At 67.8% G+C, this 21,103-nt stretch carries 18 protein-coding genes; 11 read left to right on the forward strand and 7 right to left on the reverse strand.

Features of this window, described 5'->3' with window-relative positions; translation table 11 throughout:
* Positions 1-179: 179 nt before the first annotated feature.
* Together AC1DZY_RS22500 and guaB are read right to left on the reverse strand one after the other, a co-directional pair.
* Positions 180-590, reverse strand: a complete 411-nt coding sequence (locus tag AC1DZY_RS22500; protein WP_476822389.1) for an MAPEG family protein — start codon at positions 588-590, stop codon at positions 180-182.
* Positions 591-645: 55 nt separating this feature from the next.
* Positions 646-2,139, reverse strand: a complete 1,494-nt coding sequence (gene guaB, locus AC1DZY_RS22505) for an IMP dehydrogenase (protein ID WP_476822390.1) — start codon at positions 2,137-2,139, stop codon at positions 646-648.
* Positions 2,140-2,483: 344 nt separating this feature from the next.
* On the opposite strand from guaB, the gene AC1DZY_RS22510 reads away from it, so the two are divergent.
* The 3 genes from AC1DZY_RS22510 to AC1DZY_RS22520 all read left to right on the forward strand — a co-directional run bounded on the left by AC1DZY_RS22510 (position 2,484) and on the right by AC1DZY_RS22520 (position 4,634).
* The gene (locus tag AC1DZY_RS22510) at positions 2,484-3,923 is read left to right on the forward strand and encodes an MFS transporter (protein WP_476822423.1); all 1,440 of its coding nucleotides are present in this window, start codon (positions 2,484-2,486) and stop codon (positions 3,921-3,923) included.
* A gap of 67 nt (positions 3,924-3,990) precedes the next feature.
* A complete protein-coding gene (locus AC1DZY_RS22515) occupies positions 3,991-4,242 on the forward strand; it encodes an AbrB/MazE/SpoVT family DNA-binding domain-containing protein (RefSeq protein WP_476822391.1) in 252 nt (83 codons plus the stop codon).
* Positions 4,239-4,634, forward strand: coding sequence for a type II toxin-antitoxin system VapC family toxin (locus AC1DZY_RS22520; protein WP_476822392.1), 396 nt, complete (start codon positions 4,239-4,241; stop codon positions 4,632-4,634). Before AC1DZY_RS22515 ends, AC1DZY_RS22520 begins: the two co-directional genes overlap by 4 nt.
* A 3-nt stretch (positions 4,635-4,637) precedes the next feature.
* Here AC1DZY_RS22520 and AC1DZY_RS22525 read toward each other — a convergent pair whose 3' ends face one another.
* Together AC1DZY_RS22525 and AC1DZY_RS22530 are read right to left on the reverse strand one after the other, a co-directional pair.
* On the reverse strand, positions 4,638-5,405 hold the full coding sequence (locus AC1DZY_RS22525) for an RlmE family RNA methyltransferase (protein ID WP_476822393.1): 768 nt from the start codon (positions 5,403-5,405) through the stop codon (positions 4,638-4,640).
* A gap of 21 nt (positions 5,406-5,426) precedes the next feature.
* Positions 5,427-6,497 (reverse strand): Ppx/GppA phosphatase family protein, encoded by a 1,071-nt coding sequence (locus AC1DZY_RS22530; protein WP_476822424.1) that lies wholly within the window; start codon positions 6,495-6,497, stop codon positions 5,427-5,429.
* 283 nt (positions 6,498-6,780) lie between these two features.
* Between AC1DZY_RS22530 and glpK the strand changes: the two genes are divergently transcribed.
* The 3 genes from glpK to AC1DZY_RS22545 all read left to right on the forward strand — a co-directional run bounded on the left by glpK (position 6,781) and on the right by AC1DZY_RS22545 (position 10,268).
* Positions 6,781-8,283, forward strand: coding sequence for a glycerol kinase GlpK (gene glpK / locus AC1DZY_RS22535; RefSeq protein ID WP_476822394.1), 1,503 nt, complete (start codon positions 6,781-6,783; stop codon positions 8,281-8,283).
* 159 nt (positions 8,284-8,442) lie between these two features.
* The gene (locus tag AC1DZY_RS22540; protein ID WP_476822395.1) at positions 8,443-8,745 is read left to right on the forward strand and encodes a hypothetical protein; all 303 of its coding nucleotides are present in this window, start codon (positions 8,443-8,445) and stop codon (positions 8,743-8,745) included.
* Positions 8,742-10,268 (forward strand): methyl-accepting chemotaxis protein, encoded by a 1,527-nt coding sequence (locus AC1DZY_RS22545; protein WP_476822396.1) that lies wholly within the window; start codon positions 8,742-8,744, stop codon positions 10,266-10,268. Before AC1DZY_RS22540 ends, AC1DZY_RS22545 begins: the two co-directional genes overlap by 4 nt.
* Here the strand turns inward: AC1DZY_RS22545 and AC1DZY_RS22550 are convergent.
* The 3 genes from AC1DZY_RS22550 to AC1DZY_RS22560 all read right to left on the reverse strand — a co-directional run bounded on the left by AC1DZY_RS22550 (position 10,265) and on the right by AC1DZY_RS22560 (position 14,966).
* Complete coding sequence (locus tag AC1DZY_RS22550) at positions 10,265-11,914, reverse strand: alpha-D-glucose phosphate-specific phosphoglucomutase (RefSeq protein WP_476822397.1); 1,650 nt, start codon at positions 11,912-11,914, stop codon at positions 10,265-10,267. The two genes, AC1DZY_RS22545 and AC1DZY_RS22550, sit on opposite strands and share 4 nt — an antisense overlap.
* Before the next feature lie 99 nt (positions 11,915-12,013).
* Positions 12,014-13,939, reverse strand: coding sequence for a TRAP transporter permease (locus tag AC1DZY_RS22555; protein WP_476822398.1), 1,926 nt, complete (start codon positions 13,937-13,939; stop codon positions 12,014-12,016).
* A 40-nt stretch (positions 13,940-13,979) separates the two neighbouring features.
* A complete protein-coding gene (locus tag AC1DZY_RS22560) occupies positions 13,980-14,966 on the reverse strand; it encodes a TAXI family TRAP transporter solute-binding subunit (protein ID WP_476822399.1) in 987 nt (328 codons plus the stop codon).
* A gap of 151 nt (positions 14,967-15,117) precedes the next feature.
* On the opposite strand from AC1DZY_RS22560, the gene nadC reads away from it, so the two are divergent.
* From nadC to AC1DZY_RS22585, 5 genes are all read left to right on the forward strand, one after another.
* Positions 15,118-15,951, forward strand: a complete 834-nt coding sequence (gene nadC / locus AC1DZY_RS22565) for a carboxylating nicotinate-nucleotide diphosphorylase (protein WP_476822425.1) — start codon at positions 15,118-15,120, stop codon at positions 15,949-15,951.
* A gap of 7 nt (positions 15,952-15,958) precedes the next feature.
* Positions 15,959-18,022: a phosphonate metabolism protein/1,5-bisphosphokinase (PRPP-forming) PhnN gene (gene phnN / locus AC1DZY_RS22570; protein ID WP_476822400.1), complete on the forward strand. Its 2,064-nt coding sequence runs from the start codon at positions 15,959-15,961 to the stop codon at positions 18,020-18,022.
* Between the two features lie 102 nt (positions 18,023-18,124).
* Complete coding sequence (locus tag AC1DZY_RS22575; protein ID WP_476822401.1) at positions 18,125-18,442, forward strand: ArsR/SmtB family transcription factor; 318 nt, start codon at positions 18,125-18,127, stop codon at positions 18,440-18,442.
* A 28-nt stretch (positions 18,443-18,470) separates the two neighbouring features.
* Positions 18,471-19,895 carry an NAD(P)-binding domain-containing protein gene (locus AC1DZY_RS22580; RefSeq protein WP_476822402.1) on the forward strand — a complete coding sequence of 475 codons (1,425 nt, stop codon included), beginning with the start codon at positions 18,471-18,473 and terminating at the stop codon, positions 19,893-19,895.
* Positions 19,892-21,091 (forward strand): MFS transporter, encoded by a 1,200-nt coding sequence (locus AC1DZY_RS22585; protein ID WP_476822403.1) that lies wholly within the window; start codon positions 19,892-19,894, stop codon positions 21,089-21,091. The genes AC1DZY_RS22580 and AC1DZY_RS22585 overlap by 4 nt, the downstream gene beginning before the upstream one ends.
* Positions 21,092-21,103 lie beyond the last annotated feature (12 nt).

Consider the following 21,103-nt stretch of genomic DNA (forward strand, 5'->3'; position numbering starts at 1 on the left):
CGCAAGCATTTAGCATGCCGAGGGCAGGTTGCGGGCGCAAGCATCAAACACGGTTTATCGGCCGATGTAGCGGGGATGTGACATGCGTCCCGGAAGGATATATCAGGCCGGGTAGGCCGCCTCAGGCGTGCGCCGGGGAGATGGCGGTTATGCGCGCGTCAGATGAAGGCCTGCGTCCGTCAGATGACGGCGATGACGACGCCGATCCACATCAGCAGCAGGATGAGGCAGCCGAGCGCGAAGACGCCGGCGCGCTGCTTCATGTTGTTCGAGCCGACATGGACCAGCGTGTGGATCACGCGGGTCGCGACGAAGGCCCAGGCCAGACCGGCCATGATGTAGCTTGCGGCCGCCACCTCCATCGCCAGCATGATGATGGCGAAGAAGACGACCGGCATCTCGAACTGGTTGGAGAAATTCGCTGCCGCCAGGCGCGCCGGCTCAGGATAACGCTCGGACGAAACCGCGACGTCGGCGAGCCGGACATCCTTGCTGGCGAATGCAGCCTTGCGGCGCATGAACATGATGCCGAGCACGACGAAGATCCAAAGGATCATCGCCAGCGCCGGATAGACCAGTTTCAACGTCATGCCCGTTCCCCCGGCGCAGCCTTTGGCGCGACTACCGCACAGACTACGTCGGCGCTCAAGAGCGGGTCGGGTAGTTGGGGCTCTCGCGCACGATCGTCACGTCGTGGACGTGGCTCTCGCGCAGACCCGCGCTGGTGATGCGGATGAAGCGCGCCTTGGCCTGATAATCGGCGAGATCCTTGCCGCCGACATAGCCCATCGCGGCGCGCAAGCCGCCGGCGAGCTGGTGCAGCACGGCGGAAACCGGGCCCTTGTAGGCGACCTGGCCCTCGATGCCCTCGGGCACCAGCTTCAGCGCGTCCTTGATGTCCTGCTGGAAGTAGCGATCGGCCGAGCCGCGCGCCATCGCCCCGACAGAGCCCATGCCGCGATAGGATTTGTAGGAGCGGCCCTGGTAGAGAAAGCTCTCGCCGGGCGTCTCGTCGGTGCCGGCCAAAAGCGAACCGACCATCGCGCAGGAAGCCCCTGCCGCCAAGGCCTTGGCGAGATCGCCTGAGTATTTGATTCCGCCGTCGGCGATGACCGGGATGCCCTGCTTCTGCGCGGCCGAGGCTGCGTCCATCACGGCGGTGAGCTGCGGCACGCCGACGCCCGCGACGATGCGGGTGGTGCAGATCGAGCCCGGGCCGATGCCGACCTTGATCGCGTCGGCGCCGGCGTCGATCAGCGCCTGCGCGCCGCCGGCTGTCGCGACATTGCCGGCGATGATCTGCACGGCGTTGGAGAGCTTCTTCACCCGCGTCACCGCCTCCAGCACCTTGGCGGAATGGCCGTGGGCGGTATCGACCACGATGATGTCGACGCCGGCGTCGATCAGCATCTGCGAGCGCTCGAAGCCGAGATCGCCGGTCGTGGTCGCAGCCGCCACCAAAAGCCGGCCATGGGAATCCTTGGCTGCGTTGGGGTGGGTGACCTGCTTTTCCATGTCCTTGACGGTGATCAGGCCGATGCAGCGGTAATGGTCGTCGACGACCAGCAGCTTCTCGATGCGGAACTGGTGCAGCAGGCGGCGGGCCTCGTCCTGCGCCACGCCCTCGCGCACTGTGATCAGGCGGTCCTTGGTCATCAACTCGGAGACGGGCTGCTGCGGATTGGCGGCAAAGCGGACGTCGCGATTGGTCAGGATGCCGACGAGCTTGCCCTTGTGCCCCTGCGCGCCACGCTCGACCACCGGGATGCCGGAGATGCCGTTCTGCTTCATCAGCCCGAGCGCGTCGGCCAGCGTCTCGTCGGGGAAGATCGTGATCGGGTTGAGGATCATGCCCGATTCGAATTTCTTGACGAGGCGGACCTCGGCGGCCTGCTGATCGGCTTCGAGATTGCGGTGGATGACCCCCATGCCGCCAGCCTGCGCCATGGCGATCGCCATGCGGGCTTCCGTCACCGTGTCCATCGCCGAGGCGATGATCGGCAGGTTGAGCGAGATCGTCTTGGTCAGCTTGGTGGAGATATCGACATCGGCCGGCATGACCTCCGAGGGACCGGGTTCGAGCAGCACATCGTCGAAGGTCAAGCCGTCGCGAATCAGGCCGTCTGTCGGGAATGCCATCGTCAACTCCACGGCCGATCGGGGCGGCCTGTTCGTGATCGGGGCGGGGACGCCCAGGATCGGGTTGACGAGGCCCGATAGCATGCGTGCGGCGACGCCGCTAGGCCCGATCGACAAAAATCCCATGCTGGCGCGCAGGTCTGCGATGCGCTGCGGCATGGCTGCGTCCGGGCGAGAGTGGATTGGCCGTGTAAACGGCCCGGCGGCAGGCGAATTGCCGATAGCCATGCCGCCGAAGCAACCCTGATCTCCGGTTTGGCGTTAGCCGCCGCTGCGCTCTCGCCATCGCGTGCGCGCTTGACTATGGCTCGAAGCCGGCAACCGTCCGAAAGCCCTCCGCCTTGCTGCAGCGCTCCAAACTCCTGCCCCTGATCGTCGCCTGCGCGCTGTTCATGGAAAACACCGATTCGACGGTGATCGCGACCTCGCTGCCGGTGATCGCGCAGTCGCTCGGCGAGGATCCGATCGCGCTCAAGCTCGCGCTGACCTCCTATCTCGTCAGCCTGGCGGTTTTCATTCCGATTTCCGGCTGGATGGCCGACCGCTATGGCGCGCGCACGATTTTCCGTGCGGCGCTCGGCGTCTTCATGTGCGGCTCGATCCTGTGTGCGCTGTCGAACTCGCTTGGGGCCTTTGTCGGTGCGCGCTTCGTCCAGGGCATGGGCGGAGCGATGATGGTGCCGGTCGGGCGGCTGGTGATCCTGCGCAGCGTCGAGAAATCGCAGCTTGTCTCGGCGCTGGCCTACCTGACGGTGCCGGCGCTGGTCGGGCCGGTCGTCGGGCCGCCGCTCGGCGGCTTCATCACGACCTATTTCGACTGGCGCTGGATCTTCTTCATCAACATCCCGATCGGCCTGATCKGGATCGTGCTGTCGAGCCTGTTCTTCGAGGACATCCGGGAGGAGGATGTCGCGCCGCTCGATATCGGGGGATTCGTGCTGTCTTCCTTCGGCTTCGCCAGCCTGATGCTGGGTCTCGCCACCGGCGGGCGCCACCTCGTGCCGGAAGCGGTGTCCTATGCCTGCGTCGCCGCCGGCATCGCTGCGCTGGTCGCCTACTGGTTTCACGCGCGCCGGATCCCCTATCCGGTTCTCAACCTGTCGCTGCTGCGTATCCCGACCTACCGGATCGGCGTGATCGGCGGCTCGGTCTTCCGGACCGGCATCGGCGCTATTCCCTTTCTGCTGCCGCTGATGCTGCAACTGGGCTTCGGGCTCGACGCGCTGCAATCGGGACTGATCACCTTTGCTTCGGCTGCGGGCGCGCTGATCATGAAGACGCTGGCGAGGACGATCCTGGCGCGCTTCGGCTTTCGCAATGTGCTGACGTTCAACGCGCTGGTCGGGGCGGCGTTTCTGGCGGCATCGGGACTGTTCACGCCGCTGACGCCGCACTGGCTGATGCTCGGCGTGCTTTTGGTCGGCGGCTGCTTCCGTTCGCTGCAGTTCACCGGCATCAACGCGTTGAGCTATGCCGACGTCTCCAATCGCGAGATGTCGAGCGCGACCAGCCTGTCGAGCGTCGCCCAGCAATTGTCGCTCAGCATCGGCGTCACGCTCGGCGCCTTTGCGCTGGAGAGCGCCAATGCCTTCAACGGCGGCAAGGCGCTGGGCGCCGGCGATTTCTGGCCCGCCTTCGCCATTGTCGGGCTGATCTCGGCCACTTCGGTGTTCTGGATGGCGCGGCTTGCGCCCGATGCCGGCGCGGAGGTCTCCGGCCACGCGCCGGTCAGCATGCGAAAGGCGACGGCAGAGGCGATCGCGGACCAGAAGCCGCTGGAGTGAGTGGGGGTTCCGCGTTGTCGATAATGTAAAATTCCATTATCTTCCGACGTCAGGGAGCGATGAAGCCATGACAATTTTGACGGTAACGACGCGCGGGCAGGTGACGTTTCGCAAGGATGTCCTGCAACATCTCGGCATCAAACCCGGTGAAAAAATCGAGATCGACCTGCTGCCAGACGGCCGGGCCGCGCTTAGGGCTGCTCGGCAAATCGGGCATATAGACGGCTTCATCGGGCTGCTATCCGAGCGGACGCATGTCGTCGCAACGATTGACGAAATGAATATGGCCGCGGCTGAGGGCTGGGCCGGCAAAACATGAACATCACCGTCGATACGAATATTCTCGTTCGCGCGGTTATCCGGGATGACCCTGTACAAGCTGCCGCTGCCGACGAAATCCTGAAACGCGCATCGATCATAGCAGTCGCATTGCCGTGCCTGTGCGAATTCGTCTGGGTGCTCAGGCGTCTCTACCGTATCGAACAGGCCGATATTTCGCGCGCTATCCGCGCATTGCTCGGGACCGCCAATGTCGAGATGAACCGGCCAGCGGTGGAAGCAGGCCTCGCGATGATGGATGCGGGTGGCGATTTCGCCGATGGCGTCATCTGCTTCGAGGGCCGGTGGCTTGGCGGCGAAGAGTTCGCCTCATTCGACCGTCACGCCATCGCCCTGCTTGCAGGTTGCGGCTGGCCGACGAGACTGCTCTGACTTTCAGTCTTCCACACCCGCTTCGGCCTTCCGCCGAAACCCCGTGGCCAGCACGTAGAGCTCCGACGAATCCGAGCGGCTCGCCGCCGGCTTGACGTTGCGCACCGTCGTGAAGTCGCGCTTCAGCTGCGCCAGCAATTCGGCGCTCTCGCCACCCTGGAAGAGCTTGGCGAGGAAGAACCCGCCCGGCGCCAGAATGCCGTTGGCGAATTCCAGCGCCGCTTCGGCCAGTGCGATGATCTTGAGATGGTCGGTCTTCTTGTGGCCGGTGGTGTTGGCGGCCATGTCCGACATCACGCCATGGGCGAGGCCGCCGAGGCGCTGCGTGAGCAGGGCCGGCGCGTCGTCCGCCATGAAATCCATTTCGATCAGATCGACATGGGGAATCGGATCGACGGGGAGCAGGTCGATGCCGACGATCCTGCCCTTGCCGCGTTCGAGGCCGACGCGCTGGCCCGCGATCTGGCACCAGCCGCCTGGCGCGCAGCCGAGATCGATCAGCTTCTGGCCGACTTTCAGGAAATGGTAGCGGTCGTCCATCTCCTCGATCTTGAAGGCGGCGCGCGAGCGGTAGCCGAGCTCGCGGGCGCGCTTGACATAGGGGTCGTTGAGCTGCCGCTCGAGCCAGAGCTGGGACGAGTGCTTGAGCTTGCCGGCCTTCTTGACCTTGACCCGCATATCGCGCGCGCCCGCCGGCTTGCCGGGCGCGCCCTGCTTGCCCGGCGTCCGCACGCCGCTCGTCTTGCCGCTGCCCGATTTCCCTACGCTCATGATGGTCCGCTCAAATTCCTGTCAGGCCTGCCGGCGTCGCCACCAGGCGCGGTCCTCATGCATCATCCGCAGCAGGATGCCTTCGCGCAGGCCGCGATCGGCGATTCTGACCCGGTCGCTCGGAAAAGCCCGGCGGATCGCCTCGAAGATGGCGCAGCCCGCCAGCACCAGATCGGCGCGCTCGCGGCCGATGCAGGCATTCGCCGCCCGGGCGTCATAGTCCATCGCGACCAATTGGTCGATGACCGTGCAGATATCCTCCTGCCGCATCCACAAACCGTCGACGACGCGCCGGTCGTAGCGCGGCAGGCCAAGATGAATGCCTGCGACGGTGGTGACCGTGCCCGAGGTGCCCAGCAGATGGAAGCTGCGGGCGCCACGCGCACCGGCGGCCTTCTTCGCGAATGGCGCCAGCGCCTCGCTGCAATCGCTCACCATGCGCTCGAACAGCTCGCGACCGACATCGACGCCGCCATAGCGCTCGGCCACCGTGACGACGCCGATCGGCAGGGAGGCCCATTCGCGGATGCGCGCGGCGGGATCGCGCGCCTCGTTGCGCCCACCCATCCAGACTATCTCGGTCGAGCCGCCGCCGATGTCGAAGACGATGACGCCCTCCGCCGCCGGGTCGGCCAGCGCCGCGCAGCCCGAGACCGCGAGCGAGGCCTCGGTGCGCTGGTCGACGATCTCGAGATCGAGCTCGGCCTCGGCCGAGACGCGGCGGACGAATTCGAGCCCGTTGGTGGCGGCGCGGCAGGCCTCGGTCGTGACCAGCCTGGCACGGGTGACGCCGCGATTGGCCATCTTGCTGCGGCAGATCTTCAGGGCCTCGACGGCCCGGTCCATGGCGGGTTCGGCCAGCCGGCCGCTGGCGGCCAGCCCCTCGCCGAGGCGCACGATCCGCGAGAAGGCGTCGACGACGCGAAAGCCGTGCTGCGCCGGCCTTGCGATCAGCAGGCGGCAGTTGTTGGTGCCGAGATCGAGCGCGGCATAGGTCGCCAGGGGCGGACGCGGCGTGGTAGCGCATGGGGCGGATTCGGCACGGAGAACCGCCACGCCTGCCGCATGCGGACTGGCGCAATTCCCCTGCATCGACGGCGCATCCGCGACGTCCCGCTCCTGCCGGTCCTCGACCGTCACCGCTCTTGATCCTCTGACCGCTCGCTGCGCTTTTTCGCGCCGCGACGGGAGCCGGGCGACAGGCCCGGCTGCTTGCTTTCGTGCTGAGCGTACCAACAGCGCGATAGCGGTGCCAAGCGGAACCTTCCACGGCGTCCGCCGGCACGCGGCGCTTGCCCCGCCATGCGGCTTCCGGCAACTCTCGCGGCAGGGCCGCGGGACGAGCCGGCCGGCAGGGCAGGGACGAAAGACCAGCATGGCCACGGCACGCCATATTCTCGCGATCGACCAGGGTACGACCTCTTCGCGGGCATTGCTGTTCGATTCCGATCTGCGGGTGATCGCGAGCGCGCAGCAGGAGTTTCCGCAGCATTTTCCAGCGTCAGGCTGGGTTGAGCACGAGCCGGAGGATCTTTGGGAGAGCGTTCTGACGACCTGCCGGCAGGCGCTCGGCAAGGCCGGGCTCTCGGCGACGGATATCGCCGCGATCGGCATCACCAACCAGCGCGAGACGACGCTGGTCTGGGACCGGGCCACCGGCAAGGCGATCCACCGCGCCATCGTCTGGCAGGACCGGCGCACGGCGGCGCAATGCGCCGCGCTCGTCGCGGCAGGGCGTGAGGCGCTGGTGTCGGAGCGCACCGGCCTGCGGCTAGACCCGTATTTCTCGGCGACGAAGATCGCCTGGCTGCTCGATAATGTTCCCGGTGCGCGGCGTCGGGCGGAGGCCGGCGAACTCGCCTTCGGCACGGTCGATTCGTTCCTGCTCTGGCGGCTGACCGGCGGGGCGGTGCATGCGACCGACGCGACCAATGCGGCGCGCACCATGCTGTTCGACATCAGGCGCGGCGTCTGGGACGCTGACCTGCTGGCGCTGATGAACATCCCCGCCGCCATCCTGCCCGAAGTCAGGGATTGCGCCGGGCTGTTCGGCCAGACGACGCCGGAGCTTTTTGGGGCGGCGATCCCGGTGCGCGGCATGGCGGGTGACCAGCAGGCGGCGACGATCGGGCAGGCCTGCTTTGCACCGGGCATGGTGAAATCGACCTATGGCACCGGCTGCTTTGCCCTGCTCAACACGGGGACCGCGATGGTCCACTCGCAGAACCGGTTGCTTTCCACGATCGCCTATCAGTTCGGCGGCGAGCGGACCTATGCGCTGGAGGGTTCGATCTTCATCGCGGGCGCGGCGGTGCAATGGCTGCGCGATGGGCTCGGCATCATCGAAAAGGCCGATGAGACCGGGCCTCTGGCGCAATCGGCCGACCCCGCCCAGCACGTCTATCTCGTGCCGGCTTTCGTCGGCTTGGGCGCACCGCATTGGGACGCCGATGCACGCGGTGCGATGTTCGGGCTGACGCGCAATACCGGCCCGCGCGAATTCGCCCGCGCCGCGCTGGAGAGCGTCTGCTACCAGACGCTCGACCTGATCGAGGCGATGCATGCCGACTGGCCGGGCGCGGGGCAGGGCGAGGCGATCCTGCGGGTGGATGGCGGCATGGTCGCCTCCGACTGGACGATGCAGCGCCTCGCCGACATCCTCGGCTTGCCGGTCGATCGCCCCTCCGTGCTGGAGACGACCGCGCTCGGAGCGGCCTATCTCGCCGGGCTCGATGCCGGCCTGCTGCCGCAGCCCGACCGTTTCGCCGATTTGTGGCGGCTGGAACGGCGCTTCTCGCCGGCGATGGCGGCGAGCGAGCGCGAGCGCAAGGTGGCGGGCTGGCGCGATAGCGTCCGGCGGACCTTGTCCGTGGGTTGAATTTCCTTAGGGAAGCAACTGGCGATATTCTGTGCTGTCGAGATTGTTGTTCACGAAGCGGTGCGCGAAAGCCTTCATTTACCAGTCGCTTGTAGCGCTGGGATCATGTCTTGGATCTTGCGTTCGACACTCCGAATCGTTCCTTTCAGTGACCGCTTCGTGCTTGCAGCCTTTGCGCTTGCCGGTGTGATTTCGGTCTCGCTTGCGTCMGCAGGCTCTCCAGCCCCCGGACATCATCTCGCCGTCGTGTTTCCGCCATGGGTCGAGACCGGCGATGCGGTCGCGCGGGCTGCCATGGCCGGCGCGAGGCTGATCGGAACGGGGCGCTATCCCTTCGTCGTCATCGTCGCGCCCGAGGCCGACGATTATTCAAGGCGCGCGCGGGATGCCGGTGCGGTCGCGACGCTCGACGCCGATGCGTTGGGCGGCTGCCTGGTGCAAGTTCCGGGAGCGACGTCGTGAACAGCCGGCTCGCCGATCTCCGGCACAAGGTCGCCCGGGTGCTGCTCGGGCTCGTCATCGCGCATGTGCCGATCTTCGTAACGCTCGGGAATTTGCGCGACGTCGACCACGGCGCGATCAGCCTGGCCGCCGCCGCAGCCGCGCTCGTGCCGCTGATGCTTTATCTGCTCGGGCGGCCGACACAGGTGATCGCGACCGCGCTGACGATTGCACTCGTGACGCAGTCGATCCTGCTGGTCTGCCTGTTCAAGGGGCACCTCTGGCAGGTCGAGATGCATTTCTACTTCTTTGCCGTGCTGGCGATGCTGGCAGGCTTTTGCGACGTGCGCCTGCTGCTCGGCGCGGCGGGTGCGATCGCGGTGCACCACCTCGTCTTCAACGGCTTTCTGCCTGAGCTGCTCTATCCCGGCGGGGGCGATCTCGGCCGCGTTCTGGTCCATGCCGTCGTGGTGATCATCGAGACGGCGATGCTGGTGTCGATCAGCCTCGTCATCAAGCGCAGCTTCGACGAGGCCGAGCGCTCGGACCGGCTGGCGCAGGAATCGGTCGGGCAGCTGAAGCTCGCAGGCACGATGCTGGAGGAGCGTCTCGAGTCGACCAAGGCGCTGGCCGATCATCTGGGCGCCGCGCTCGACAGCTTCAGAAGCGAGATCGCGCAGCGACTGCAGCGCCTGGGTGGGGCCTCGGCGACGCTGGAACAGACCGCCGAGACCTTCTCCAAGGCCGCGTTGCGGACGACGGCGCAGACAAACGCGGCCTCCGTCGCAGCCGATGCGGCCAGCCGCAAGGTCGAGACCGTCGCCGTGCTGGGCCAGGAATTCCTCGATACGATCTCGCAGATCGGCACGCATGCCGCGCGCTCGGCCGCAATGGGCGCGCAGGCCGTCTCGGAAGCCGAGGCGACGACTCAGACGATCGACGAGCTCGAACTGGTCTCGCAGCAGATCGGCGAGGTGACCGCGATCATCGCCACGATCGCCGCGCAGACCAACCTGCTGGCGCTGAACGCCACGATCGAGGCGGCGCGCGCCGGCGAGCACGGGCGCGGCTTCGCCGTCGTCGCCAACGAGGTCAAGGATCTCTCGGGCCAGACGACGCGCGCGGTCGGCACGATCACCGCCATGGTCGAGACCATCCGCAAATCGACGGCGCGTTCGGCAGTGGCGCTGTCCTCGGTCGCGGGCGCGATCGAGAGCCTGAATGCCGCGGCAGGCGATATTTCGGGCGCGGTCGACGAGCGCGTCCGGGCCGCGGCCGACATCGCCGGCAGCGTCGGCCACGCCGCCGCCAATGTGAACCAGGTCACCTCCGCGATCACGGCGATCGAAGCCGTCGCCGGCGAGACGGCTGAGGGCGCCGGGCTGCTGCGCTCGGCCGCGCTGGAGATCGCCGAGCAGACCGCCGCGATCCGCCGCGAGGTCGAGACGTTCTCGGCCGACATCGCGGAGACCGGCCAGCATGAGGCCCTGACGGTGGCGCCGGGCGTGCTCGGCGTGCCGGGGCGTCGGGCGGCTGCCGCTTAGGCGATGACGGTCGGTTCGGTGCGGCCCGTGCGCTGCTTCAGCTCCGAAAGCGCCGCCGCCGCTTCCGCGAGAGGCTTGAGGATGGCGGCGGGGTCGAGGCCGTGGCGGGCCAGATCGGGCTCGTATCGTTCGAGGTAGATGCGCAGCGTCGCGCCCTTGGTGCCGGTGCCTGACAGGCGGAAGACGATGCGGGCGTCGTTCTCGAACAGCACCCGGATGCCCTGCCGCGCGGTGACTGAGCCGTCGACCGGGTCGGTGTAGCTGAAATCGTCGGCGCTCGCGACGGTCATGCCGGCGACGATCTTGCCCGGCATATCCTTGAGCCGTTCGCGGGCCGCGTTCATCAGCTCGGCTGCGACCGCGCTGTCGATCTCCTCATGATCGTGGCGCTGGTAATAGTCGCGTCCGAAGCGCTGCCAGTGCCCAGAGACGATCTGCGTCACGGACTGTTTGCGCGCCGCGACGATCGAGAGCCAGAGCAGCACGGCCCAGACGCCATCCTTCTCGCGGATGTGGCTGGAGCCCGTGCCGGCGCTCTCCTCGCCGCAGATCGAAATCATGCCGGCGTCGAGCAGCGAGCCGAAGAACTTCCAGCCTGTCGGCGTTTCGTAGAAGGGCAGCTTCAGGCCGGTCGCGACGCGGTCGAGCGCGCGGCTCGTCGGCATCGAGCGCGCGACCCCCTTGAGGCCGGCGGCATAAGCGGGCGCGGATTGCGCGTTCGCCGCCAGGATCGCGACGCTGTCGCTGGGCGCGACGACCTGACCGCCGGGGCCTACGATCAGGTTGCGGTCGCCGTCGCCGTCGGAAGCCGCGCCGAAATCGAGCTTGCCGGGGCCTGCCATCGCCGCGATCAGCTCGGCTGCATAAACCGGGTTGGGATCGGGATGCAGGCCGCCGAAATCGGGCAGGGGCGTCGCGTTCATCACAGTGCCGGCGGCTGCGCCCAGGCGCCCCTCGAAGATGCGTTTCGCATAGGGGCCGGTGATGGCGTTCATCGCGTCGAAGCGCATCTTGAAGCCGGAACGCAGCAGGGCGCCGAGCGCCTCGAAGTCGAACAGCGTCTCCATCAGCGCGAGGTAGTCGTCGACGGGGTCGATGATTTCGACGATCTGGCCCGATGGCAGCGTCGTCGCGCCGACTGTGCCGAGATCCAGTTCGAGCCCTTCAGTGGTCCTGTATTCGGTCATCGCCTTGGTGCGGTCGAAGATCGCCGTGGTGATGGCGGGCGCGGCCGGCCCGCCATTGGCGGCGTTGAACTTGATGCCGAAATCGCCGTCGGGGCCGCCGGGATTGTGGCTGGCCGAAAGGATGATGCCGCCTTGCGTCGCGCGTTTGCGGATGACGGCGGAGGCGGCCGGTGTCGAAAGCAGGCCTCTTTGGCCGACGATGACGCGCGCGACGCCGTTGGCCAGCGCCATGGCGACGATGACGGCGGTCGCGACATCGTTGTGGAAGCGCCCGTCGCCGCCGACGACGAGCGCGCCGCCCTTGAGCTCCGGCACGGCGTCGAAGATCGCCTGGACGAAGTTCTCGAGATAATGCGGCTGCTGGAAGACCGGGACCGCCTTGCGCAGGCCCGAGGTGCCTGGCTCCTGGTCGGAAAAGGGCGTGGTGGCGACAGTGATGGTGCGGGGCGTGGTCGGCATGGCGGTCTCCGGAAGGCGGCAACGGCACAAGCTTATGTCAGGCGCCGGAGCGCTTGCCACCACGGAGTGTCGAAATCATAGCGATGATAGAGCCGCCAATCAGCCGCCCGACGCGACCAGCGCCGGCGCGCGCAGGGATTTGCGGCTGTTCCAGAGCCAGGCCATCATCACGGCGAAGAGCGCCACGCCAGCCCAATGCGCTGGCGTGAACGGCAGGAAAAGCAGGATTCCGCCGGCGAGAAGCAGCACACGCTGCACCTTGCCCAACCTGACCATGCAGTAGCCCTCTATTGCTGCATTGAGCGCGACGACCCCGATCGCGACCAGCGCCGTGATGGCGGCCGTCTCGGATAACGAGCCGATCAGGAGCAGCGCTGGATGGTAGATGAAGACGAAGGGCAGGACGAAGGCGACCATCGCGACCCGGCAGGCGAGCAGCGCGATCCGGACCGGATTCGCCTGCGCAATGGAGGCGGCGGCGAAAGCCGCGACCGCGACGGGCGGGGTGATCGCCGACATCGAGGCGATATAGACGATGAAGAGATGGGCCGGCAGCATCGGAATGCCGAGCGCGATCAGCGCGGGCGCGGCCAGGACGGCCGAGAGCGCATAGACGGCCGGCGTCGGCATGCCCATGCCGAGCACGATGATGACGATGGCGGCCGTGACGATGGTGAGCAGCGGGCTGCCGGCGGCCAACACGAAGAGCCCCGAGCTGATCTTGCCGGTAAGGTCGGTCATCGAGAGCGTGCCGACGACGAGGCCGGCTATGGCGCAGGCGACGCCGACGCCGATCATGCCCTTCATGCCGTCGCTGAGGCCAAAGAAGATCGCCTTGCCCAGTTTGAGCGGCGTCTTCTCGCGCAGCACGGCGATTGGCAGCAGTGCCGCGCAGGCGATGGCGCCGGCAAATGACGGGCGGTTCAGGCTGAGCACGCCCCAGACCAGCAGGCCGATTGGCACAAGATAAATCCAGTCGCGCCGCAGCACCGAAAGGACGGAGGGCGTCGCGACGGTCGACATCGGCGCCATGCCGTCATGATGGGCCTTGAAATGCACGGCGAGGAAGACCGAGAGGTAGTAAAGCAGGGCCGGGATCAGCGCCGAGAGCGCGATCGTGGCGTAGGGGATGCCGGTGAAGTCCGTCATCAGGAAGGCGGCCGAGCCCATCACGGGCGGCAGCAGCGCCCCGCCGGTCGAGGCTGCCGATTCGATTGCGCCCGCATAGGTCCGGCTCATGCCGGTGCGGATCATCAGCGGGATGCTGAAGGAGCCGGTGGTGACGACATCGGCCGTCGGCGAGCCCGAGATCGAGCCGTAGAGACCCGACGACACCACCGCGACCTTGCTCGCGCCGCCGACCTGCCGGCCGACCAGGCTGTTGGCCATGTCGTAGAAGAAATCCGCGCCGCCGAAACGGTCGAGCAGCGCTCCGAAGATCACGAAGACGAAGACGAGGAACGCCGCGACGTCGAGCGCCGGTCCAAACAGCCCATTGGTCGAGAAGACGAGGTGGTCGACGATCTCCTGCCCGGTGAAACCGCGATGGGCGAAGGAGCCGGTCAGCCGGTTGCCGAAGACCGCATAGGCCAGGAAGACAACGACCAGCGTCACCAGCGTCAAGCCGATGCAGCGACGCGTCGCCTCCAGCACCAGCGCGATCAGGACGACAGAGGCTGCGATGTCCAACACCGAAAGTTCGTCGATCATCGGCAGGCGCAGTTCGTGCACCGGCCGCATCGCGACGAAATAACCGCAGGCCGCAAACGACAATGCGGCCATGCCGATCGCCCACCAGGAGCGTCCGCGCGGGCGCAGCGGGTGTGCCGTCGTGGTCAGGAAGGCCAGCCCGAGCACCGCGCCAAGGAACAGGAACAGCGCGATCTCGCGGCTGACATACCAGCCGAACGATATCGCCAGCAGCAACAGCGCGGTCGCAAAGCCGACACCGTGGACGAGCCATTGTTCGGGGGCTTCCAGCCGCCGCGACTGTCCGGGAGCGAGGCGGCTGAGCAGGCTGAGCATGGACGTCCCCTTGCGGCGGTTCAGCGGCTGCGTCAGCGCCTCACTTCAGCAGGCCGGCCTTGCGGTAGGCGGCGGCCGCGCCCGGATGCAGGGCCAGCGGCGCGACATTGGTCAGGTCGGCGGGTTCGAGCTTGGCCAGCATGGCGTGGGCCTGCTTGAGGTAGGCGAAGTTCTTCAGCAGACCATCGACAATGGTGGCGGCGTCCTCGTCCTTCATCTCGCTCGACGCAAACAGCACGACGCTGCCGGTCACGGTCGGGATCGCCTGCGGCTGGAAGCCATAGGTGCCGGCGGGCACGGTTACGGCCGCCGTGCCGAGCAGGGCGTTGAGCTTGGCCGTTGCGTCGGGGCCGATGCCGAGCATCCGGACCTTCATCTCGCGGGTGGCGCTGCTGATCTGGCCCGACGGGAAGGCCAGCATGTTGATGATGATGTCGACCTGACCGTTCTTCATCATCTCGAGGCCGGCGTTGTAGTCGACGTTATGGACGCGGCCGCCCCAGGCTTCGATGTCCTTGGCCGTGATGCCATAGGCCTTGAAGACCTCTTCGCCGGTCACGGCCATCAGCGTGCCGCGCTGGTTCAGCGCCACACGCACCGGCTTCTTCGCAGCCAGGATCGCCTCGAACGAATCGATGCCGGAATCGTCGCGGGTCAGGATCTGGACGGCGGCCTGCGGGTCGATCAGGGCGATCGCGCGCAGATTGGCGATCGGCGTCCTGAACGGATCCTCGCCGGACTGGGCCCGCTTGGCGAGCTGCGAATGGGCGATGCCGAGCTCGACCTTGCCCTGCGAAACGAGCTGGATGTTGGCGGCCTCGCGGCCGGGTTCGTAGCCGAAGGCCACGCCGGGCGATTCGCGCCGGATCGTCTCGCCGATGGCGCTGCCGACCGCGCTCCAGGCGCCGCCGACCGAGCCGCCAGAGAGCGTGATCTTCTTCAGGCCGCCCGTCTGCGCCAGGGCGACGCCGCCGGCCCCCAGGGCAAGTGCGGCCGTCAGCATGGCGGCGATGGCGATCGGCTTCATCGGAAGCTCTCCCTTGAAAGAATCTGCTATCGGCTTAAACGTCGGCGCTGCGACGCTTGCACTGCATCATGTCCGCGAGACGCCGTCTGCCGCAAGCGTCCTGGCGAGGCCCGCGACAGCGCTGAAGACATCGCCGCCAGAGGCCGAAGGCATGTATGACAGTTTCGCCACGCAGAGGCTGATCGATCTCTGGCTCACGGAAGATATCGGATCCTGCGACCTGACCGTGCAGGTCATGATCGAACCCGGCGAGCAGGGCGCTTTTCGCATGAATGCGCGCGAGCCGATGGTCGTTGCGGGGCTCGATGTCGCGGCCGCTGTGTTCCAGCGCTATGAGCCGGCGCTGTCGATCGAGGTCGCGGCGAAGGATGGCGACCGGGTCGAGACCGGCGCGACGCTGCTGTTCGTCAGGGGGCCGGCGCAGGGCTTTCTGACTGCAGAGCGCACGGCCTTGAACATCGTGCAGCGGCTGTCGGGCATCGCCACCGAGACGGCGCGCTATGTCGACATCATCAAGGGCACGCCGGCGCGCCTGATCGATACGCGCAAGACGACGCCGGGGTTGCGCATGCTCGAAAAACATGCGGTCACCTGTGGCGGCGGACTCAATCACCGGCTCGGCCTCGATGGCGGCGTGATGATCAAGGACAACCATATCGCGGTCTGCGGCGGCATCGGGCCCGCGGTCGAGCGTGCGCGCCGGAAGCTGCCGGTTCTCACCAAGATCGAGGTCGAGTGCGACAGCCTCGACCAGGTCCGCGAAGCGGTCATCGCCGGGGCCGATGTGATCATGCTCGACAACATGCCCGTGCCGGTGATGCGCGAGGCGGTCGCCCATATCGCAGGCCGCGCCAAGGTCGAGGCGTCGGGCGGCATCCGATTCGAGACGATCCGCGCCATCGCCGAGACCGGCGTCGACTATATCTCGACCAGCAAGATCACCCAGTCGGCCCCGGCGGTCGATATCGGGCTTGACGAGGCCTAGAGGCGGAATGGCGGGCATCCGGCCAGGCATTCTGTTCGTCGTCGTCGGGCCGAGCGGGGCGGGCAAGGACACGCTGATCGACGGTGCGCGGGCCGCGCTTGCGGGGCAGGGCCGGTTTCAATTCGCGACGCGCCTGATCACCCGCCCGGCCGATGCCGGCGGCGAAGCGCATGAGGCGATCGACGAGGCCGGTTTCGCCGAACTCGAACAGGCCGGCAGGCTTTTGGTCTCATGGCGGGCGCATGGTCTGCGCTACGGCCTGCGTGCCGGTCTGCTGGACGAACTCGCAGCCGGACGGCATGTCGTCGCCAACGGCTCGCGCGGTGCGCTCACCGAACTCGCCGGCAAGGCGCCGCGCCTGATCGCGCTCGTCGTCACCGCCTCTCCGGCGACGCTCGCGGCACGGCTTTCGGCGCGCGGACGGGAAAGCGCGGAGGATATCGCGGCGCGGCTGGAGCGCTCGGTGCTGGCGCTGCCGCCGGGCATCGAGACGCTCGTCGTCAGCAATGACGGCACTGTGGAGGAGGGCGTCGAGCATGTCCTTGCGGTAATCGACGCCGCAACGCGCCGGCTCGCGCTGAAGCCGCTGCCGATCGACGGTTGGCGCGACAATATCGCCTATCTTCCACGCGACAGCGTGATCGGCGCCGATGATTTCGACGGGCCGGGCAAGGTCGATATCGCCGGCGCCGGCCGCAGCATCCGGGCGCGCATCAATCTCGTCGATGCCGGCTGGCTGCTCGCCCCTCATGAGATCGGCCTGTCGCGCGAGGCCTTCGCGGCGCTTGGGCTGCCGGAGGGCAGCGAGATCGCGCTGACACGGACGCCGCCGCAGCACAGCCGCGACGCGCTGCGGGCAAAAATCCAGGGCGACGAACTCGACGCCGCGCAATACGAGACCGTGCTGCGCGACATCGTCGAGGGGCGTTATCCCGAAGGCGAGATCGCGGCCTTCCTCGTCGCCGCGACACGCTCGCTGAGCGACGCCGAAGTGGTGGCGCTGTCGCAGGTCCGCGCAGGCTTCTCGACGCCGCTCGTCTGGGACGAGCCGATCGTCGCCGACAAGCATTCGATGGGCGGCATTCCCGGCAGCCGGATCACACTGATCGTCACGCCGATCGTGGCGGCCCATGGCATCGCGATGCCGAAGACCTCGTCGCGCGCCATCACCTCGGCGGCCGGCACCGCCGACGCGATGGAGGCGCTGGCGCGGGTCGATCTGAGCGTCGCCGAGGTCAGGCGCGCGGTCGAGGTTGCGCGCGGCTGCATCGCCTGGAACGGCCGGCTGAACCACTCCGCCGTGGACGATGTGATGAACGCGATCACGCGGCCCCTCGGGATCGATTCCAACCGCTGGTCGGTCGCCTCGATCATCTCGAAGAAGCTGACGGCGGGCGCGAGCCATGTCGTCGTCGATCTGCCCTATGGCCGGCGCGCCAAGCTACACACGCGGGCGGACGCCGACGAACTCGCGGCGCTGTTCGAGCGCGCGGGAGCGGGCGTCGGTCTGCATCTCGAAGCCTGCCCGACCTGCGGCGACGGGCCGATCGGTCGCGGCATCGGGCCGGCTCTGGAGGTGCGCGATGTGCTGCTCGTGCTGGAGGGCCATCGCGATGCGCCGCGCGACCTGCGCGAGAAGGCGCTGAATTTTGCCGCGCGCATCCTCGCCTGGGATCCTGCTATTGCGACGCATATGCAGGGCCGCGCGCGCGCCGAACGACTGCTCGATTCCGGTACGGCGCGCGAAGCGTTGCAGCGGATCGTCACGACGCAGGGCGCGCGCTCGCCGATGGCGCTGCCGGGCCCGCTGACCCATATGGTGCGGGCGAGACGGGCCGGCCCGGTCGGCGAGATCGACGGATGGCGCGTCAGCGGCATCGCGCGCCGCGCCGGCGCGCCCTATGACAAGAGCGCCGGGATCGACCTGCTGCGCTCGATCGGCGACGATGTCGGCATCGGCGAGGCGCTTTATGTCGTCCATGCCGCCGCCGCGCCCGATCTGGAAGCTGCCGTTGCGATGGCCGCAGTGGACGACGGCTTCGTCATCGGCGCGCGCGCTTCCGTCGATTGAGCCGGCTGAATGGCAGAGGAAATCAAAGCGGCACAGACATAATATCGAATATTCTAGAAATATCGTTTGACTCGCGCGATGGCATCTGTGACGCCATGCTTCATGGACACGAACGACGCCGCCGCACGCCTTGAGGCCCTGGGCAATCCCACCCGGCTCGCCCTGTATCGCCAACTTGTCCGGGCCGGCCATTCCGGCCTGTCGGTCGGCGAATGCCAACAGCGTTTGCAGATCGCGCAGTCGACGCTGTCGCATCACATCAAGTCGCTGGTGATCGTCGATCTGGTCCGACAGGAGCGGCGCGGCACGACGCTGATCTGCCGGGCGAATTTCGAGCTGATGAACGCGCTGGTCGCATTCCTGGTGGCCGAATGCTGCGTCGAAAGCTGTTGCGACGGGGAACGGACGAGCGCGGCCTGACAGCCGTTTCGACCGGATGGAGATCGACATGGAACAGCGCAGATCGATCGCGATCATCGGAGCAGGGCCAGTGGGTCTGGCGGCGGCGGCTCACGCCATCGAGCGCGGGCTCGATCCGGTCGTGCTGGAGCAGGGCCCCGCGATCGGCCATGCTGTGCGGCGCTGGGCGCATGTGCCGATGTTCTCGCCCTGGGGCTTCAACATCGACGCCGCCGCCGGACGCCTGCTGGCCGCGACGGGCTGGAACCGCCCCGACCCGGAGGCTTATCCCACCGGCGGCGATCTGGTCGGCCGCTATCTGACGCCGCTGGCAGAGCGAACGGCGGTCGGCGCGGCGATCCGCCTCGAGACCAGGGTCGTCTCCGTCTCGCGCGCCGGCTTCGACAAGGTCAGGACGGCCGGCCGGGACGCCGCGCCCTTCACGCTGCGTTATCGCAATGGCGCTGGCGACGCGACGATCCAGGCCGACGCCGTGATCGACGCCTCCGGCACCTGGTTTTCGCCCAATCCCGCCGGTTCCGGCGGGTTGCCGGCGATCGGGGAAAGCCAGGCCGCCGCGCATGTGAACTACGGCATGCCGGACGTGGCCGGCGCGGACGAGGCGCGCTATGCCGGCCGGCGGGTCGCCGTCATCGGCGGCGGCCATTCCGCCATCGGCACGCTGATCGCGCTGGCGGATTTGCAGCGGCGCGCGCCGCGGACGCGTATCGCCTGGCTCTATCGCGGGCCGGTGCTCGCCAAGGCATTCGGCGGTGGCGCGGCCGACCAGTTGAGCGCGCGCGGCGAGCTTGGAACGCGCATCGCCGATCTGGTTGCGCGCGGGCTCGTCACGGCCGAGACGGGCTTCCGGCTGGAGCGGATGGAGACGGACGCGGCGGGCCTCCGGCTCGTCGGCGGCGACGGGCGCGATGTCGCGGCCGACGAACTCGTCGTCGCGACCGGCTTCAGGCCCGATCTCGACATGGTCAGGGAATTGCGCGTCCAGCTCGATCCCGCGCTGGAGTGCACGCCGGCGCTGGCGCCCCTGATCGACCCCAACGAGCATTCCTGCGGCACGGTGCGGCCCCATGGCGCGGCCGAACTGGCCCATCCGGAAAAGGACTTCTACATTGCGGGCATGAAAGCCTATGGCCGCGCGCCGACCTTCCTGTTGGCGACCGGGCACGAACAGGTGCGCTCGATCATGGCCGCGATCGCCGGCGACCATGAGGCGGCCCGCCGGGTCGAGCTCGTCCTGCCCGAGACCGGCGTCTGCAGTTCCACGCCCGGCGGCGCAGGCAATGCTGCGCCGGGCAATGCTGCGTCGGTCTGCTGTGGCGGGCCGGCCCCGGCGGAGGTCGACGCCTGCTGTCTTGAGGATGCGCAGGTCAGGGCTGCCGGCGAACCGGGCTGTGGCTGCGGACCGACGGCCCAGTCGATTGCGGTCGTCGCAAAGGCAAGCTGCTGCGCATGAGTCCGGCCGGCCGTTCGCAGACGGGGATCGTCATCGCTCTCGGCACGGCGCAGACCGTGTCCTGGGCCTCGACCTATTACCTGCCGGCCGTGCTGGCGACGCCGATGGCGCGCGATCTAGGCGTCAACCCGGTGATGGTCTTCGCCGCCTTCTCGGCCGCAATGGTGGTATCTGCCATCGTCGGTCCCTGGGCTGGCGCGATGATCGACCGCCATGGCGGGCGCGGCATCCTGATCGGATCCAATCTCATCTTCGCGAGTGGCCTCGCCTGCATGGCGCTGGCGCAGGGGCCCGTCCTGCTCTGGGTCGGCTGGCTCGTGATCGGTGTCGGCATGGGCATCGGGCTCTATGAGGCGGCCTTCGCGGCGCTGGCCTGCATCTACGGCAAGGCGGCGCGTTCGCCGATCACCGGCATCACGCTGATCGCCGGTTTCGCCAGCACGGTCGGCTGGCCGCTCTCGGCGTTGATGGAGGCGCGCTATGGCTGGCGCTTCGCCTGCCTCGGCTGGGCCGGGCTGCACTGCCTGCTGGCGCTGCCGCTCAATGCCTGGCTGCCTGCGGGCAACCTTGCGGTACCCGTGACCGCCACGCCCGATGCGGCGGCGAGCGGCGTGGTCGCCGGCCGGACGCGGCTGACCATGCTGCTGCTCGCCTTCGTCTTCGCCGTGACCTGGTTCAGCAGCACGGCGATGGCGGCGCATCTGCCGCGCCTGCTGGAGGCCGCGGGCGCGACGACGGCGATGGCGGTTGCGGCAGGCGCGCTGATCGGGCCGGCGCAGGTCGCGGCCCGGATCGTCGAGTTCACGCTGCTCAAGCAGTTCCATCCGCTGGTCTCGACGCGGCTTGCGACGCTGACGCATCCGATCGGCGCCATGGTTCTGCTCTGGTTCGGCGCGCCTGGCGCCTATGCCTTCGCCTTCCTGCACGGGGCGGGCAACGGCGTGCTGACCATCGCCAAGGGCACGCTGCCGCTGGCGCTGTTTGGGCCGGTCGGCTACGGGCTGACGCAAGGATTGATCGGGGGGCCGGGCAGGGCGCTTCAGGCGGCCTCGCCGCTGATCTTCGGCTATGCGCTCGACCGTTACGGCGTCAACGCGATCTGGCTGACAAGCGGGCTTGGCCTGCTGGCGCTGGCGGCGCTGTTCCTGGTCCATGCGGAGGGCGACAGACGTCGGCCCGAGCCGGACTCTCCCTGAAGAACGGCCCCA

The organism is Allobosea sp. P2_A10, from assembly GCF_056405115.1.